At 61.4% G+C, this 16,987-nt stretch carries 14 protein-coding genes; 5 read left to right on the plus strand and 9 right to left on the minus strand.

Translation table 11 applies throughout. From position 1 onward, the window contains the following. Positions 1–24: 24 nt before the first annotated feature. The gene (locus KTR60_RS24290; RefSeq protein WP_228401331.1) at positions 25–1,317 is read right to left on the minus strand and encodes a glutamine synthetase family protein; all 1,293 of its coding nucleotides are present in this window, start codon (positions 1,315–1,317) and stop codon (positions 25–27) included. Between the two features lie 38 nt (positions 1,318–1,355). Further along, positions 1,356–2,522 (minus strand): 3-hydroxy-9,10-secoandrosta-1,3,5(10)-triene-9,17-dione monooxygenase oxygenase subunit, encoded by a 1,167-nt coding sequence (hsaA, locus tag KTR60_RS24295; protein ID WP_042448427.1) that lies wholly within the window; start codon positions 2,520–2,522, stop codon positions 1,356–1,358. Between the two features lie 237 nt (positions 2,523–2,759). Between hsaA and KTR60_RS24300 the strand changes: the two genes are divergently transcribed. The 4 genes from KTR60_RS24300 to KTR60_RS24315 are packed head-to-tail and all read left to right on the plus strand — an operon-like array spanning position 2,760 to position 5,526. Then, positions 2,760–3,923 carry a Rieske 2Fe-2S domain-containing protein gene (locus tag KTR60_RS24300; RefSeq protein ID WP_003940257.1) on the plus strand — a complete coding sequence of 388 codons (1,164 nt, stop codon included), beginning with the start codon at positions 2,760–2,762 and terminating at the stop codon, positions 3,921–3,923. Next, positions 3,901–4,197: a hypothetical protein gene (locus tag KTR60_RS24305; protein WP_064443725.1), complete on the plus strand. Its 297-nt coding sequence runs from the start codon at positions 3,901–3,903 to the stop codon at positions 4,195–4,197. The genes KTR60_RS24300 and KTR60_RS24305 overlap by 23 nt, the downstream gene beginning before the upstream one ends. Positions 4,198–4,227: 30 nt before the next feature. After that, a complete protein-coding gene (locus KTR60_RS24310; protein WP_020909164.1) occupies positions 4,228–5,016 on the plus strand; it encodes an SDR family NAD(P)-dependent oxidoreductase in 789 nt (262 codons plus the stop codon). A 51-nt stretch (positions 5,017–5,067) separates the two neighbouring features. Continuing rightward, a complete protein-coding gene (locus KTR60_RS24315; protein WP_003940631.1) occupies positions 5,068–5,526 on the plus strand; it encodes a nuclear transport factor 2 family protein in 459 nt (152 codons plus the stop codon). A 1-nt stretch (position 5,527) separates the two neighbouring features. Here the strand turns inward: KTR60_RS24315 and KTR60_RS24320 are convergent, their stop codons facing one another. Continuing rightward, on the minus strand, positions 5,528–6,322 hold the full coding sequence (locus tag KTR60_RS24320) for an SDR family NAD(P)-dependent oxidoreductase (RefSeq protein WP_054826829.1): 795 nt from the start codon (positions 6,320–6,322) through the stop codon (positions 5,528–5,530). A gap of 214 nt (positions 6,323–6,536) precedes the next feature. On the opposite strand from KTR60_RS24320, the gene KTR60_RS24325 reads away from it, so the two are divergent. Then, the gene (locus KTR60_RS24325; RefSeq protein ID WP_058037659.1) at positions 6,537–7,115 is read left to right on the plus strand and encodes a GNAT family N-acetyltransferase; all 579 of its coding nucleotides are present in this window, start codon (positions 6,537–6,539) and stop codon (positions 7,113–7,115) included. On the opposite strand, the gene KTR60_RS24330 is transcribed toward KTR60_RS24325, so the two are convergent. The 6 genes from KTR60_RS24330 to KTR60_RS24355 all read right to left on the minus strand — a co-directional run bounded on the left by KTR60_RS24330 (position 7,106) and on the right by KTR60_RS24355 (position 16,969). Beyond that, a complete protein-coding gene (locus tag KTR60_RS24330) occupies positions 7,106–7,612 on the minus strand; it encodes a ClbS/DfsB family four-helix bundle protein (protein WP_228401332.1) in 507 nt (168 codons plus the stop codon). The genes KTR60_RS24325 and KTR60_RS24330 overlap by 10 nt on opposite strands. An 87-nt stretch (positions 7,613–7,699) precedes the next feature. Beyond that, a complete protein-coding gene (locus KTR60_RS24335; RefSeq protein ID WP_007732711.1) occupies positions 7,700–8,635 on the minus strand; it encodes an alpha/beta fold hydrolase in 936 nt (311 codons plus the stop codon). Between the two features lie 32 nt (positions 8,636–8,667). Then, positions 8,668–9,747: a dipeptidase gene (locus tag KTR60_RS24340; protein WP_228401333.1), complete on the minus strand. Its 1,080-nt coding sequence runs from the start codon at positions 9,745–9,747 to the stop codon at positions 8,668–8,670. A gap of 97 nt (positions 9,748–9,844) precedes the next feature. Then, positions 9,845–11,239 (minus strand): serine hydrolase domain-containing protein, encoded by a 1,395-nt coding sequence (locus KTR60_RS24345; RefSeq protein ID WP_003940270.1) that lies wholly within the window; start codon positions 11,237–11,239, stop codon positions 9,845–9,847. A 217-nt stretch (positions 11,240–11,456) separates the two neighbouring features. Continuing rightward, positions 11,457–12,212: a histidine utilization repressor gene (gene hutC, locus KTR60_RS24350; RefSeq protein ID WP_024487384.1), complete on the minus strand. Its 756-nt coding sequence runs from the start codon at positions 12,210–12,212 to the stop codon at positions 11,457–11,459. Positions 12,213–12,322: 110 nt separating this feature from the next. Further along, entirely contained in the window at positions 12,323–16,969 is a 4,647-nt protein-coding gene (locus KTR60_RS24355; protein ID WP_228401334.1) for an NAD-glutamate dehydrogenase, read from the minus strand. Positions 16,970–16,987: the final 18 nt, after the last annotated feature.

Raw genomic sequence — 16,987 nt, forward strand, 5'->3', positions numbered from 1 at the left:
TCGACATCTTGCGCGTCAACCCTTTCAGCTCCAGGTATATCGAAGCCGCTCGACGGTTGTCGCCTCGTCCATCTGGGAGAAAGTCTCGCGCTCAACTCCCTTCACCGACACCATCGCTTCGATGATCGACTCCCCGAAGATTTCCTTCGCCACCGAGGAGGAGTTGAACTTCTGCACTATCTCGCGCAGATCGGTGGGGACTCGGGTCACCCCGCGCTCATCACGTTCCGCCTCCGTGAGAGTCGACGGGTTCACCACAATTTCCGGCGGCAATGGCGAGGCATTGCCGATACCGATATGCGAAAGGCCAAGTATCGCAGCGGTCGCCAGATACGGGTTGGCCGATGGATCGACGATTTTCACTTCGGCGTTGGCGCCGTGTGGATTCGACGGTGACTCTGCGCAGAACCTCAGTGCCGCTTCCCGGTTCTCGAGCCCCCAACAGACGTAGGCCCCCGACCAATTGTCCGGTCGCAGCCTGACCCCGGAGAGCGGTGAGGACGCAAAGATGGCCGTGAATTCCGTGAGGTGAGAGAGGATTCCACCCAAAGCTGACGATCCTTTGTCGGTCATCCCGTACTCCTGCCCGCCACCGGAGAAGACGGGTCGCCCACCTGAGTTCAACGAAAAGTGCTGGTGTGCACCGTTCCCTGCACCTCCGACCGTAGGTATCGGTGAAAACGAGGCCGCCAATCCGTGGGCTCTGGCAGTGCGACTGATCAAGATCCGGGCCAGTATCACCAGGTCGGCAGCCTGAACAGGAGTTGCCGGAGCGATGGAGATCTCGAATTGTTCCGGTCCGTACTCTGCATGAACTTGCTCGATATGAAGTTGTGCGCGTTCGGCATTGCGCAGAAGGTCCTTGAGGAAGTCCTCGCGGCGCAGGACTGCACCTAACCCGTACGCCGACCACGCTCCGTTGCACGCATCACCGAAAAGAGTGAACTCGATCTCGTGACCCACCCGAGCTTCCAGTCCGTCGGCGGCAAGCCGCGCCACGACGGCAGTGAGTGCGGACCGAGTACACACGGCAGCCGTCGCACCGTCTTGCTCGTGCAACGTCGCCGGCGCCCACGACACGCCCCCGCCGAGATCACGGAGGTCGGAGCGGTCGATACGCAACCGGAGATCACCCACGACGGAAAAGGAATCGGTGAAGGCAATCCGATCGTCGCTACAGAAGACGTTCCAGCTCGGTGAGACTCCCGCACCGGCTTTCTCGAAGACACCGGTTCGGCCGGCCGGCATCACCTTCGCGCGCGCGACACCCGCCATGTCGACGATCGAGCCGATGGTCAGAGCCGGTACTTCCCTCATCCAAAGGCAAATACCCCACCCGGTGACGCGCCAACCCGTCAGATCAGGTTGTCCTCCACCGGCAGTCCGAACGCCGCCCGGCCGTAGAGCGCCAACGCGCGCTCGGGTTCGTTGGCAACGTGAACGCTGCCCGCATGAACGTCACGCCACGCACGCTCGATCGGGTTTCCGCGAGAGAGGGAGTTCCCGCCTGCCGTCTTGAAAAGCATGTCGATCGCTTCCACCGAGCGTTCCGTCGCACGAACCTGATCACGACGCGCACGCAGCCTCATCGAGAGTGGGAGCTCCTGACCGGCCACAGCAAGTTCGTACATCTCCCGGATATTGCGATCCATCTGCAGAATCGCAGCATCGATCTCCGACGACGCACGTGCGACGGCGACCTGAGCGAACTGATCCTCGCTGAACCGTCCACCACCCAAACTCAGACGGACGCGCTCACGCATCACGTCCAGGTACCCCTCGTAACAACCGGCGACGATGCCCACACACGGAGCGGCAACCGTCGAGGTGAAGATACTCCCGAACGGAAGCTTGTACAGCGGACCAGGATTGACTGCTTGGCCTGGGCCGCGAAGTTGTGCGGTCTCGTAGTTGCGCTTCAATCGGTGCTCGGGAACGAAGGCCTTGTCGACCACGATCTCGTTGCTCGCGGTGCCGCGCATCCCCACGACATCCCAGACATCTCGGATCTCGTAATCCGTACGCGGCACCAACACCGTCATGAAATCGACGGGACGACCATCCATGCCGACCACCATCGCGCCCAGCAATGCCCAACTCGCGTGATCACAGCCGGAAGAGAAGCCCCACTGGCCCGACAGTTCGTAACCACCGTCCACCGCCGTCAGTCGACCGACCGGCGCGTAGGCGGACGAGATGAGCGTCGTCTGATCCTCTCCCCACACGTCGGCCTGCGCTCGGTCGTCGAAAAGTGCAAGATGCCACGGGTGCACCCCCACCACCGACGCGACCCAACCGGTCGAGCCGCAGGCAGCCGAGATGGCCCTGACCACTTCGTAGAACTGAACCGGGTCGCTCTCGGCACCTCCGTATCTTTTCGGCGCCAGCATGGAGAAGACGCCGGCTTCGGACAGCTCCCGGATGGTCCGTTCGGAGATCTTGCGCGAATCGTCGACCTTCTGAGCGCGGGCCGCGATCTTCGGGAGCAGATCACGGACTGAACTCAGAACCTTGTTGACCATGGGAGACACTCCTCGCACCGAACCGTGAGGGAGCGGATCGGCAGATAGACATAACGGCTGCCCCGTCACGATATGTCGGTCACGCGTTCCGGTGATCGGAAGTCCCGGAGGCCGGGATCAGCCGCCGGATCCTCGCGCTCGCCGCTGGTCCCGGCCAGTGAGACGAGACCCCAGAGGCAATTCACGCTCCCCTAGCGTCGGGCGTCGACACTGCCCCTGGAAAGGACGGGACTCATCGTGACGATCACTCAGTCCGACAACGACGAGGTTCGCGAGATCCAAGCTGGAACCGCGCCTACACGCTTTGCGCGTGGATGGCACTGCATTGGACTCACGGAGTCCTTCAAGGACGGCCAGCCGCACTCCATCGAGGCGTTCGGCACCAAACTGGTCGTCTTCGCCGACAGTGAAGGCAACGTCAAGATCCTCGACGCGTACTGCCGTCACATGGGTGGCGACTTGAGCCAGGGCACCATCAAGGGCGACGCCATTGCCTGTCCGTTCCACGATTGGCGCTGGGGCGGCAACGGCAAGTGCCAGAAGATTCCGTACGCACGCCGCGTCCCCCCGCTGGCCAAGACGCGCGCCTGGCAAACCCTCGACCAGGACGGCATGCTCTTCGTCTGGCACGACCCCGAGGGCAACCCGCCGACCGACGACGTGGCTATCCCCCGCATCGAAGGCGCGCTCAGCGACGAGTGGAGCGACTGGGTCTGGTACACCACGACCGTCGACACCAACTGCCGCGAAATCGTCGACAACATCGTCGACATGGCGCACTTCTTCTACGTGCACTACTCCTTCCCGACGTACTTCAAGAACGTCTTCGAAGGCCACGCCGCAACGCAGTACATGCGCGGCGTCGCTCGCTCGGACATGCGTCCCCACGCAGCAGGCACCCCGAAGATGGTCGGCAGCAACTCGGTTGCCACGTACTTCGGCCCCTCCTTCATGGTCGACGACCTGACCTACGAGTACGAGGACTACAACGTCGACTCTGTGCTCATCAACTGCCACTACCCGGTCAGCGCTGACAAGTTCGTGCTCCAGTACGGCATCATCGTCAAGAAGTCGGATCGCTTCCAGGGTGAAGCCGCCGACGCGATGGCCGCGAACTTCGGCACGTTCATCGCCAAGGGCTTCGAGCAGGACGTCGAGATCTGGAAGAACAAGACTCGCATCGAGAACCCGCTCCTGTGCGAAGAAGACGGCCCGGTCTACCAGCTCCGTCGCTGGTACGAACAGTTCTACGTCGATGTCGCGGACATCGCTCCCGAGATGACCGAGCGCTTCGAATTCGAACTCGACACCGCGCGACCCGTCGCAGCCTGGCAGAAGGAAGTCGAAGACAACCTCGCTGCAAAGAAGGCAGACGAAGATGCAGCCTCTTCCGTGCGCTGAGTGCAAGGCTCAGGTCCTGGTCCAGAAGAACAGTTGGGAACACACCACCGTTCAGTGGAGTGACCAGGCCCGCGCCCAGTGCCTCGAAATCGCCGACGACCGTGAATTCGGGCAGCGAGAGGGACGACCCGGTGCCCCTCGCAAGCAGTGCGGCGCCTTGATCGCGTCCATCGTGAACGCTGCAACAGCGGGCCAACTCGAGATCCTCAACGACGAGCCGGTGCCTCAGCCGATCGTCGACGACAGCGAACCCGTACCGACTCCGTTTCACTAGTCAAGCCAACATCTTTCGAAGAAGGTAGTAATGATCGATCCTCAGTACTACGGCCCGTGGGCAGTCATCGCCGGCGGTTCAGAAGGTGTCGGCGCAGGGTTCGCCGACGAGCTCAGCAAGATCGGCATCAACCTCGTTCTCATCGCCCGCAAGCCGGGCCCGCTCGAGGAGACCGCGGCCAAGGCACGCGCCAACGGCGTCGAAGTACGCACTCTCGCATTGGATCTGCTCGTTCCGGACGCGCTCGATCAGATCAAGGCTGTCACCGACGACGTCGAGGTTGGTCTCCTCATTTTCAACGCCGGCGCCAACAGCTACGGCCACGAGTTCGTCACCGGAGATCTGACGGGATTTGCCGGAGTCATCGAGCTGAACATCAACAAGCAGCTCGAACTCTCGCACCACTTCGGCGGATTGATGAAGGATCGCGGACGCGGCGGCATCATGCTGCTCGGTTCACTGGCCGGATTCATGGGCTCCGAGCACCAGAGCATCTACGCGGCGTCCAAGGCATTCGGGCGCATCTTCGCCGAAAGCCTGTGGCTCGAACTCCAGCCGTACGGCGTTCACGTCGTCGAGTTCATTCTCGGTGTCACTCGCACACCCGCTATGATTCGCGCGGGACTGAACTTCGACATCCCGGGCATGAACGTCGCAGAGCCCGAAGATGTTGCACGTGAAGGTCTCGAACACCTTGCCGACGGCCCGATCTGGGTGGCTGCAGGAAACTACGAAGGCGCCAAGAAGCGCAGTGGCTTCCCCCGAGACAAGATGGTCAAGGGCGCTGCCGAAGCGATGCGCAAGCTGCTCAACCGCTGACATCTGCTGTGCGCCTTTATTAACCCCCCGACGTTAAGAAAGGCGCACAGCATGAGCATCGACATCACCACTCTTCTCGACGAACGCGAGATCACCCGCTCCATCTTCGAGTTCGCCCGAGCCATGGATGCGCGAGAGTGGGATGAACTCCACCGGATTATGACGCCGGACGCTACGGCAGAATTGGGCACCGGAACTCTGCGCGGACCCGCCGAGGTAGTGGCGTCCATCCGCTCGTTCCTCGACGAGTGCGGTCCCACCCAACATCTGATCGGTAACGTGCTGGTCGAGGTGGTCGGCGATCTCGCCACCAGCCGCTCCTATGTCAGCGACATGCATGTGGGCACCGGGAGCAAGGCTCACCTGAACTTCTTCACCCTCGGCGACTACCACGACTCATGGGCGCGGATCGACGGAAAGTGGCGAATGACGCACCGCACCAAGCATTCACACGCCAGTCAGGGATCCATCGAGGTTCTGGGCGCCGGCCCCAGCGGTTGGCGGAGCTGATTCAGCTCAACATCGACGAACGGCCGGTCGCGAGCGGACTCTTGCTGGTGAGTCCGCCGTCGACCACCAGGGTCTGCCCCGTCATGTAGCGAGATTCGTCCGAAGCCAGGTAGACCATGGCATGCGCGATGTCTTCGGGTTCGCCGAGGTAAGGCAGGGCGTTTGCCTGCTTCATGCCGTCGATGACATCAGCGGGGATGTTGTCCACGAGAGCGGGTGTCATGATCGCGCCCGGCGCTACGGCATTGCACCGAACACCGTTTGCTCCGTACTGGACTGCGATGTACTGCGTCAGACGAATGACTGCCGCTTTGGCGGATCCGTAGGCAGACTGCAGGGAATCCCCGATCAATCCACCTACCGAGGCCGTGTTGACGATCGATCCTCCACCGGCACTGTTCATGTGCGGAATGGCAAGTCGTGAAGCGACGACAGTGCTGCGGACGTTGAGCGACATCACGCGATCCCACTCGTCCAAGTCCATCCGGAGCAGGTCGAGATCCTTGCGCGGGTTACTACCGCCCACGTGATTACACAGGACGTTGATGCCGCCGAATTCGGTGACCGCCTTTTCGATCATCGCTGCCAGAGAGTCCTCGTTCATGACATCGACGCCGAAACCCACTGCATTGCCACCCGTCTCGCGAATCGCCACCGCCGCTTCCTCTGCACGCGCAGGATCGAGGTCGGCGACCAACACCTTGGCGCCCTCTGCCGCCATGAGTTGTGCTGCTGCACGCCCGATTCCACTGGCGGCGCCTGTGATCACTACACTCTTGCTTTCGAGCCTGTTCATATCTGTTCCTTTCGCGGAGAATCGCCGTACCCGGATCTCACGTGCCCGGAGTTGACAGCTCGGCGATTGCCCGATCACTACCAGTCAACGCAGGATCGACAGCCTCGTCCAACTTTCTTGAATGAACTCACAAGTACGTGACCACGACCCGCGCACCTGCTACACCGCAGAAATCGAGTGGCGACGGAAGACCTCACTGTGCTGAAGTGGCACTATGCAGAATTCTGTTCGACCGCTGTCCATCGACGACCTCGACCGTGCCGCCGAGGTTCTCGGCGAGGCGTTTGCCGACTACCCCTGGACGAACTGGTGCGTCGCCGAAGACTCCCACGTGGAACGCGTCGCGACTCTGCAACGGATCTACCTCGAACACCTGGCACTACCGTTCGGGCGTTCCTACATCGACGATTCCGGCAACGGCGTCATCGCAGTCCTGCCGCCGGACACTCCAGAGCCTGATGAAGCGACCGTCGAGAAGATCGTCGAACTGCACGGAGATCGGTTCGAGCGCGTTCTTCAGGCTGACGAACAACTGTCTGCGCTTCCCGTCCCCGACAACGCGTGGTCGTTGGCAACGATCGGTACGACGCCGCGCTCACGCGGAACCGGATTGGGTTCTGCGCTACTGAAACATGCTTTGGCGGAACTGGATCGAACCGAACAGAATTGCTGGCTCGATACGTCGACCGAACGAAATCTACCGCTGTACCAACGGTTCGGTTTCACGATCGTCGGCCAGACCTCGCTCCCCGACGGACCGGACGTATGGCGGATGCATCGACTTCAGGGCTGATTGTTCGACTTCAGCACTCGCCTAATCATTTTCGACAACGACGCGTATTGGGTGATCGTGTTGACGGCGATCCACCTCGAGACCGGCCACGTCCGGGTCCACGAGAAAACCCCGACCGACAGCAGTTGATTCTCGTCAAGGGTCTCGATGTAGTTGCGCAACATCGCAACAGCAGCTCCCAAGCGGTCACGAAGCTCCTGAGCCGGAATGTCGATGCTCGCGTCGACAACCGACTGGTTCAGTGAGGGTGTTTGCGTCCACTTGTAACCCGCCGCCGGCGTCTGCGGAGCCTCGTCTCGCAGCCCGGCACCTATCCACTCTGCGACGGCCTCTGCCCACCAGACACGCACAGCGAGTACGTCGTGCACCGTCCACGCGTCGACGGCAACGGCGTCGAACGCATCGGCCTCGGCGACGCCGTCGAGTAACGCTTCGAGTTTCGAATACGCCGAGTCCAGCTCGCTCACCAGTTCTTCGCGTGACCAGGTCTGCGCCACAATGCCTCCGAACGATCAGTGGAGAAGAAAGAAGCGGGACCATCTCGACTCGATGGCCCCGCCTTCAACTTTAACGTCCTCCCGGATTCAGTTCAGCTCACCCAAGAACCTTCCGAGGTTCTCGGCGATTTCCTTCGACCTGGTGTGGTGCAGGTAGTGGTCTCCGTCCAGCAAGATCACCTCTCCGTGATCGACGGAGGCTGCCTGCCCCTCGTGCAGCTCTGTCCAGCCCTGAACTTCTGAATTGTTCACGGCGAATAACAGAATCGGAAGATCGGCTGGGAACGTCTTGCCGATTGCTTCAGCGAAGTTACTGGAAAGATGATCCATCTCGTTGAGATAGGTATCGCTGAAGTTGTTCTTCGCAGTCAACTGTCGCATCTCGTCCTTTGCGGCGGGATCGAGGTACTCGTCCGAGGCTTCACCACCGACGACCTTGGACAGCAATTCCGCCAAGCCCAATTGCCTTCCAACTCGGAGTGCGTCGATCGGGAATTTGGTATCCATGTTCGGCTGCCCTGGAACACTGCTGTCGATACCCACGAATGCGGTGACCTCGTCACGGTACTTCGCGGTGTAGTCCAGCGCATAGAGACCAGTGATCGAGTGCCCCATGAGGATGTATTCGTCAATTCCCAGCGACTGTACTGCCGTATGAATCTCTTCGACGATGTTCGCAGTCGTGCGGTCCTTGTCCGTTCCGTCACTGTAGCCGTAACCGAAGGGCTCGATCGTGACGACGCGGTAGTCAGGTGCGAGCTCGTTGACAAGCGGTGTGAAGTCGAGAATCGGTGCGGACGTTCCGAACCCGGGTAACAGCACTATGGTCTGATCGCCGTTGCCGCGGATCGAGTAGCTCATGTTCTTTCCGTCGACGGACACGAACTGGTTGCCCGTCTCCCCGGCCGGAACGCTCGCTTTGCTGGAGCCGACATTGAATACGAGCGCTATCGATACCAGCACAACCAGAACTACGGACACCGAAGCAACCAGCTTCAGTGCAACGGTACGAATCTTCTTCATTCTCATCCTCATCTTCTCGGGCGTCGATACGGCTAGGAAAGGCTCGACATCGAGGCCGCACTGGTCTCGTCGAGCACACGCAACACGTTGTTGCCCATCAGCTTTGCCAAGTCCTCCGCGGACCAACCGCGTTCCGCCAGACGGTCTATCAACACCGCGAAACCGGATACGTCCTGCATACCGTCCGGAAAGTCGTCGAACCCATCGTAGTCACTGCCCAAACCGATGTGGTCGATGCCCGCGACGTCTCGGGCATGCTCGACGTGGTCGGCGAGATGGTCCACTGTCATCGTCGGTCGTGGGCCGACTCGCCCGCCTTTGAACCACTCGTTGTACTCGGCAGAAAGGAACATGGGTACAAAGGCGATCATGATGACCCCGCCGTTGTCCGCGAGCAGTCGCATGACGTCGTCGGGAACATTACGGGGGTGACCGCATAGCTGAGAGCACGACGAATGGCTGAAAATCACCGGCGCCGAAGACGTCTCGATGGCATCTCTCATCGTTTCCACCGAGACGTGCGACAGGTCGACGAGTACGCCGAGCCGATTCATTTCGCGCACGATCTCGCGACCGAAGTCGGTGAGGCCGCCATGCGCTCGCGTATCCGTCGCGGAGTCCGCCCACCCGGTGTTGTCGTTGTGCGTCAGCGTCATGTACCGAAGACCAAGGCGCGCCATCATTCTCAGGACACCGAGCGAGCTGCCGATGCTGTGACCGCCCTCCGCGCCCAACAAGGATGCGACCTTGCCCTCGCTCCAGATGCGACGCACGTCGTCACCTGTACGCGCGAATTCGAAAGTATCCGGGTATCGCTCGATCATCCGGTACACGTAGTCGATCTGTTCGAGTGTGTACTGAACCGCCTCTGGCTCCGTCCGGTCACACGGGGTGTAGACCGACCAGAACTGCGCACCGACGCCGCCGCGACCGAGTTTGTCGATGTCGGTTTGGAAGATGGAATCCTTCTCGAGATTTTCCACCGAGTATGCGGCAGTTTCGCGAGCCGTCCAGGCCAGATCGTTGTGACCGTCGATGACCGGCGCAAGGCCGTAAGCATCGAGTGCCGCGGGGTGATTCACGTCCGGAAAAGGAGCGAGAGGTTTCATCATGAGTTTTCCTCGAAAAGTAGTGCGGGCAGGTCGAGGGCCCTCATCGCCTTCGACCTGCCCGAGATTTCATTCAGCGGAGAGAATCATCTCGCCGCGACTAGTCGGAAATCTTCTTGAAAAGCCTTGTCATGTAAAGATATTGCTCGCCATCGATCGTGAGATGCGCCATCTCACCCGAAGCGCTCTCGTTACTGATCAAGAACCGGGAGGCAGACAGAGGCACGACCTTGGTGGGCGGAGCCGGCGGCTCGCCGTCGATCTCGACCTTGGCGAAGTTCTGCACCTGGAATCCGCCGTCCTCACCGCGCGTGAGTTCGATTCGCACGGTTGTCGATTCATAGGTTCCGAGAATGTGCGACAGGTCGATGTCTTCCGCATTCGGCTCGGACTTCGGCTCCGGCAGAACGAGATCGAGCTCCTGGGCGATCTCCTTCTCGATGTCGTGGGCCAGGGCGCCGCCGCCACGCGAGTTGGTCACCACGGCCATGGCGAGACCGAGCTCGGGGAAGGTGTGAAAACGAGTGATCTGGCCGATCGTCGCACCACCGTGCTGCGCGGACGTCACGCCACCCCAGTCGGACAGGATCCAGCCGAGACCCCAGGCCTGATCGACGCTCGAGACCGCGGTCAGGTCGAATTGCGGAGTGCGCATCAGGCGCGCGGATTCTTCGGACAGAATGCGTTCACCCGTCAATGCGAGTCCGTCACGCATGTGTGCAGCACCGAAGGTCAGGAGCGAGCTGACCGATCCGGTGATGATCCCGGCCGGACCGATACCGCGCGGAAGCAGCCACTGCTTGGTCGGAATCACCTTGTCCGGCGACGTCCGATCCGGGTTGGCCACGTGGCCGACGGCCGTGCGGAACAGCGGCGCGTCCTTGGCCTTGGTGATGATGTGCGTCAATCCGAGTGGCTTCCAGAGATATTCGACCAACGCCTCGTCCCACGTCATCTCACGAAGGACCTCGACGATGCGGCCGGCAACGGCAAAACCCGCGTTGCTGTAACTCAGATGCCCGCCGGGCTCGGTGACGCTGATCGCGGTCGCGAGTTCGTCGACGTACTTCTCGACGCAGTCGTCACCGTCACCGGTGTCGTTGAACAGGTCTCCGTCGATACCGCTTGTGTGCGTGAGCAACTGGCGGATCGTGATTTCCTTCGTGTTGGAAGGATCCGCGATCGTGAACTCCGGAAGCACCTCCACCACCAGGGTGTCCAGCGTCAGCTTGCCCTCGTCGACGAGCTGCATGATCAGCGTCGTCGTCCAGATCTTGCTCGCGGATCCGTACTGGAACAGGGTGTCTGCATCGACGTCGACGCGCGTGTTCAGGCTCGTCACTCCGGTGGTGATGACACGGATGTCCGCTGCGCCGTCTTCGCCCAGCGCGATCACACCGACCTGCGCGCCCGGTACCGAATGCTTGGCTGCCAGTTCGTCGAGGCGTTCCTGCCACTTCGGGGCGACAAGTAGGTCCTTTGGCAAGTCGGTCACAGGTCGAACTCCTTCGATCATGGAAGCGAGCGGCGTAGACGGCGTTGCTGGGATCCGCTCAGGTCTCACTCGTCGGGAAGTGAAGTTGCGGAAGCAATAACCGTCCACCCATGATCTCAGTGTGCTGGCAGTCACGTCCTGGTCGATTGCACCGAAGTCGGCCCCGAAAATGGTGCAATCGGACGAGCGAGTGTTCAGGATTCGCCATTCGAAACGATCAGCGCTCGAAGGTTCCTTCCAAGCGATTGCGTGAACCCGGATGGATCAAGCGCGCCGCGCTGACCAATCCGTTAGCCGACCAGGTGCGGCGGCGAATCAGCAGGCACGGTTCCCCGCGATCGATGCGTAACAGCTCGCATTCGTCCGGGCTACCCAACACCGCTTCCACGACATGCTCGCCGCGAACCAGAGGCGCAACGTCACTCAAATAGTTGTTGGGGGTGATCGCGGTGAAGTCCTGGCGCAGATAGTCTGGCGCCTCGTTCGGATTCACGAATCGGTCTTCCACCTGAATCGGAGTTTCGTCCTCGAAGTGCACCATCAGCGAATGGAACACCCGTTTGCCCACCGATTCACGAAGGAACGTCTGCCCGTGGTCGGTTTCTTCCTCACGAACGAAGACGACCTCGGTTCGATGACGGTGGCCGCGGCGCTGAATCTCGTCGGCGATGTTCTTGACTTCGAACAGCGGGGACGCGGTCTTCGTGGCGGCGACAAAAGTACCGACCCCCATCATCCGCACGATCAGACCGTCGCTGGTGAGTTCGCGAAGCGCTCGATTGATCGTCATTCGTGACAACCCCAGCGCACTGACCAGTTGATTCTCCGAAGGCAGCTGATCGCCTTCGGTCCACCGACCCGAGTTGATCTGCGAGACCACGAGGTTCTTGACCCGTTCGTAGGCAGGGGCGGACTCGCCGCCTGCCTCGTTGAACAGCACGGCGAGTTCTGCGTCCACTTCGGCAATCGCCATCGCCACCACCCGTTCGTCGAAAAACCACCGAGTCGGTTCTCCCGTTCGGCCTCCGAAGTCTATCCGCCTCGTGCACCTTTCCGATCCATCCGCGAGCGTCCGCGCCGGACCTAACCCACCATGCGCCGCAATTGGCTGGTCGCAACCGAAAGCGCAGCAAGATCGTGTTGCCCGGACGCCTCGATCTCTGCGAGCGCGAGAGTGGACCTCTCGATTCTCGACGCATTCCTTTCTTCCCACCTCGAGAGTTTTTCCGCTGTCGTGTCACCCGCTTCCGCGTCGGCCAAGACGTCGAGGGTCAGGGCCCGCACCGTCGAGTACAACTCGTCCCGCAACGACAACCTCGCCAACGCGTTCCATTTTCCGTCCTTGCTCAATGCCGACACTCGATTGAGCATCGGGACGAGCCCAACATGCTCACCGAGCCGGAAATAGAGTTCGCCGGTCTCCGAGATCGTCCGATCGGCGAGGTCCGCGATCTCCACCACGTCGAGCAGTCCGAACTGATCGAGCAATATCTCCACTCGCCTGACCAGGTTCTCCGGCGCGCCTTTGTCCGTGATGAGGACCGTTCGCGCAGCCAGGTTCCGCTGATCTGCGCCTACCAGCCAGTCATCGAGCTCTGCCGACGCCTCCGCGATGCGATCACCGAATCTGCTGATCTCGGCCCCGACGGCCAGCGGTTGCGGACGACGTGTCAGCATCCACCGTGACGCCCGGTCGAGCAGTCGCCTGGTGAGCAGGATCAACTCGTCGGACACTGCGGTCGAGATCGAGGCTTCGCTGATGTCGTGCCACAGCTTCCACAGTCCGAACACCTCGGAGACCACAGTGAAGGCACGTACTGCGTCTTCCGGATCAGCGCCGACTTCTTCACCGAGCCGATACGCATAGGTGATACCGCCTCGATCGATGACGTTGTTCGTCAGCACCGTCGCGACGATCTCGCGACGAAGTGGGTGCCGGTCGAGGGCGTCACCCCCTGCAACTCGAACGCCCTCCGGAAAATAGTTCGCCAGCACCTGGCGGTAGATCTGGTTGTCGATCGAGCTTCCTTCCAACAGCGTGGATTTCAGATCGAGCTTGACGTGGGCCATCAGTGTGGCGAGTTCCGGCGACGTCAGCCCCGTTCCCGACTTCTCGGCCGCGGCGAACTGCTTCTTGGTCGGAAACCCTTCGATGACACGGTCGACGATCCCGCGCGATTCGAGGTTGGAAATCACTCTGCCGTGCACACCGATCATCGCCCCCGCATCCGCCCGCGTGGTACCCATTAGTTCGTTCTGCGAACGGTTGTCTGCGAGAACGAGTTCTGCGACCTGGTCGGTCAGCGATTCGAGTAGTGCGTCACGACGTGAGTCCGTGACGACGCCTGAGCTGATCAGGGAGTCGAGAAGGATTTTGATGTTCACCTCGTGGTCGGAACAATCGACTCCAGCCGAATTGTCGAGGGCGTCTGTGTTGATCCGTCCACCGCCGCGTGCGTATTCGATCCGTCCGGCCTGGGTGAGGCCGAGATTGCCTCCTTCACCGATCACTCGGGCACGCACTTCGTTGCCGTTCACCCGAACGGCGTCGTTGCTCTTGTCGCCGACTTCGAGGTCGGACTCACCGGAGGCCTTGACGTACGTTCCGATGCCGCCGTTCCACAACAGATCTGCCGGGGACCGCAGAATCGCCCGAACCAGTTGCGGTGGAGTCAGTTCGGTGACGTCGCCCTCGAGGCCCAGGGTTTCTCGCATCTCGCCACTGATCGGAACGCGCTTCGCCGAGCGTTCCCACACTCCGCCGCCCGCGCTGATCAAGGTCGGATCGTAGTCGGCCCACGAGGATCGTGGGAGCGCAAAGAGACGTGATCGCTCGTCGTACGAGCGATCAGGCGACGGGTTCGGATCGACGAACACGTGCCGATGATCGAACGCCGCGATCAGGCGAATGTGCTTGCTGCACAACATACCGTTGCCGAAGACGTCGCCACTCATGTCTCCGATCCCCACCGCGGTGAAGTCATCGTGCTGGGTATCGAGGCCGAGCTCACGGAAGTGCCGCTTGACACTTTCCCAGGCGCCCTTCGCCGTGATACCCATAGCTTTGTGGTCGTAGCCGACCGACCCGCCGGACGCGAAGGCGTCGCCGAGCCAGAATCCGTACTCCGCGGCAACCTCGTTCGCGATGTCGGAGAACTTCGCAGTTCCCTTGTCCGCGGCGACAACAAGATACGTGTCGTCCCCGTCGTGGCGAACGACCCGCCGCGCCGCGACAACGGCCCCGCTCTGCTTGTCGACGTTGTCGGTCAGATCGAGTAGTCCGCGAATGAAGGATCGGTAGCAATCGATCCCGGCCGCCAACGCAGCTTCTCGGTCTGCGTCTGCGCCCAGCCCTGGAACCGGTGGGCGTTTGACGACAAATCCGCCCTTCGCTCCGACAGGCACGATGACTGCGTTCTTGACTGCCTGCGCCTTCACCAATCCCAGTACCTCGGTGCGAAAGTCCTCTTTCCGATCCGACCAGCGCAAGCCGCCGCGAGCCACCGTACCGAAGCGAAGGTGCACACCTGCTACATCGGGTGAGTACACGAATATCTCGAACTTCGGTCGAGGGAAGGGCAATACGGACAGCTTCTCCGAATCGAACTTCAACGAGAGCGCGCCGAGCGATTCAGTGGGATACACGAAATAGTTGGTACGCAACGTGTTACGGACCAGCTCGGACAACGCGCGCAGGATCCGATCGGCGTCGAGTCCTTGCACTTGTGCCACGGCCGTTTCCACGTCCGCTGCTGCACGTGCACCTCGATCTCCGTCGACGACGTCCGGATCGAAACGGCTCTCGAACAATTCGCACAATCTGCCGGCGATCTCGGGATGATCGGCAAGTACCTCGGCGACGCGACCGGTGCTGTAAGGAAATCCCGCTTGCTGCAAGAACTCCGCGTACGCCCGCAGCACCACTACCTGTTTCCAGCCGAGTCCCGCGATCGCGACCAATTCGTTGAACGAGTCCGGCTCGGCGTCACCGTTTCGAACCGCGGCAAACGTCGCCCCGAATCGCGCGGCAAAGTTGTCGAAGCCTTCGACCGGAGCACTCGGGTAGTAGAGCGTGAACTCGTAGATCCTGGACTGTTCGGTTCCCACCGGTGCGATCTCGTACGGACGTTCGTCGACCACTTCGACGCCCAGGCTCTGCAATACGGGCAGCACCTCGCCCAGCGAGAGCGGATCACCCGAGACGTACAGCCCGAGACGGTGAGTACCCGGTCCGTCGACAGAACGGGCCAACCGTGGACTTACTTCTCCGGGCGCGAGGCCCTCGAACACCGCCATGTCCTCGGCGGCTCGGACAGCGTCGAAATCCTGCTTGTATGCCACCGGAACGCGCTCGGCGAACCGAGCACGCCTGCGCCGCTCGTCGTAGTGCGAAGCATCCAGAACGAATCGTTCGTCCCACGTCAGGCACGCGTCGACGACGAGGTCCCGAATCTCCCGTGCTTGTCGCGCCGACGCGAAGTTCGCGCCGCCGCCGACTGTGGCCGTGAAATGTACGACGGCCAAGGGGGATTCCGAGACTCGACTGGAGAACTCGATATTGTGGGCACCGAGTGCGTCGGCGAGTACCGACTCGGCCGTTGTTCTGATCGTCGTACTGAATTTCTCGCGCGGAACGAAGAGCAAAGCCGACAACTCTTGATCTCGCCCTGTGACCGGGGAACTTCCCACCGGTTGCAAGAACAGATGGATCGATGTGCGGCCGTCCACGGAAGTGAGTTCGTCCAGCGCGTCCGCGATTCGGGCCGGCTCGGCCGCCAGGAGCACTGTGACCGGAATCGACTGAATCACTGCCAGCATCGATTGTCCGACAAACGAATCGACGGTGGATCCTGAGGCCTCGAAGATGTCTGCGACGCGTCCTCGCACGAGCGGGGTTCGCCTGACGTCGGCGACGATACCGGTCGCGGTGAAGAACCCGACGAATCGGTACACACGGTCGCCGACGGACACGTCGATCTCGGTGGCGTATTCGGATCCACCGAACCCTTGCCGGAGGTACACCACTGCAATCGCGAGGGGCGCCGCTTTCGAATCCGAAGAGCCGGTTGGATCGGGGAGCACGCCGATGGCGTACGGCTCGTCACTGTCGACAGTTCGCGCACCACCGATGACACTGAAGTTTCCGGCGCTGCACCACCGGAGAAAGTCAGCTTCTTCGGCGTAGCCGTTCGAGTCCAGTTGCTCGCGCGCCTCGTCGACGAGGTCCCGCAGGGGCACGGAATCGCGGAAGGCACGCGCGATACGGTCGAGGATTCCGGCGACGTCGTCCGCGATCACCTGCGCCTGCGCGTCCGAACAGTGTGCGGGTAGTCCTATGTGGATCCATGATTCGGTGCGCTCCCCGGCCCGGGCGTCTTCGGTGCTGTGCGCCGGTTGTACGGCTGTGCGAAGCACGGGGTGCACCACGAATTCAGGTTCCACGCGGGCACGGGCAAGTGTCGCCAAGACCGCTTCGACGAGCTGCGGCATGTCGTCGCCGACGTATTGAATCGCGGGGCCATCCCCTAACTCCCCGGCCGGCGCGAGTCGCGAGATCGACGAGTTGTGTCCTCGTCGACGCGAAAGGTCCATGTGCGCGGCGACAATCGCCAGCTTGCGGTCTTCGGCGAGCGCAGCGTATCGATCCGCCGACAAGCCCTCGAAATACGTACTGGACACCCTCCTCACATTCTCGGAGTCCGGTGTCGTGTCGACTGAAACGAGGCTCATGTCAGCACCTTCCGTCGA

The organism is Rhodococcus sp. C1, assembly GCF_020809065.1.
GTDB classification, from domain to species: Bacteria; Actinomycetota; Actinomycetes; order Mycobacteriales; family Mycobacteriaceae; genus Rhodococcus_F; species Rhodococcus_F qingshengii.

Bases quoted from the DNA above. Each gene is read 5' to 3' on its own strand.
- KTR60_RS24290 (WP_228401331.1), bottom strand. From the start codon at position 1,317: ATGAGGGAAGTACCGGCTCTGACCATCGGCTCGATCGTCGACATGGCG.
- hsaA (WP_042448427.1), bottom strand. From the start codon at position 2,522: ATGGTCAACAAGGTTCTGAGTTCAGTCCGTGATCTGCTCCCGAAGATC.
- KTR60_RS24305 (WP_064443725.1), top strand. From the start codon at position 3,901: ATGCAGCCTCTTCCGTGCGCTGAGTGCAAGGCTCAGGTCCTGGTCCAG.
- KTR60_RS24310 (WP_020909164.1), top strand. From the start codon at position 4,228: ATGATCGATCCTCAGTACTACGGCCCGTGGGCAGTCATCGCCGGCGGT.
- KTR60_RS24315 (WP_003940631.1), top strand. From the start codon at position 5,068: ATGAGCATCGACATCACCACTCTTCTCGACGAACGCGAGATCACCCGC.
- KTR60_RS24320 (WP_054826829.1), bottom strand. From the start codon at position 6,322: ATGAACAGGCTCGAAAGCAAGAGTGTAGTGATCACAGGCGCCGCCAGT.
- KTR60_RS24325 (WP_058037659.1), top strand. From the start codon at position 6,537: ATGCAGAATTCTGTTCGACCGCTGTCCATCGACGACCTCGACCGTGCC.
- KTR60_RS24335 (WP_007732711.1), bottom strand. From the start codon at position 8,635: ATGAAGAAGATTCGTACCGTTGCACTGAAGCTGGTTGCTTCGGTGTCC.
- KTR60_RS24340 (WP_228401333.1), bottom strand. From the start codon at position 9,747: ATGATGAAACCTCTCGCTCCTTTTCCGGACGTGAATCACCCCGCGGCA.
- hutC (WP_024487384.1), bottom strand. From the start codon at position 12,212: ATGGCGATTGCCGAAGTGGACGCAGAACTCGCCGTGCTGTTCAACGAG.
- KTR60_RS24355 (WP_228401334.1), bottom strand. From the start codon at position 16,969: ATGAGCCTCGTTTCAGTCGACACGACACCGGACTCCGAGAATGTGAGG.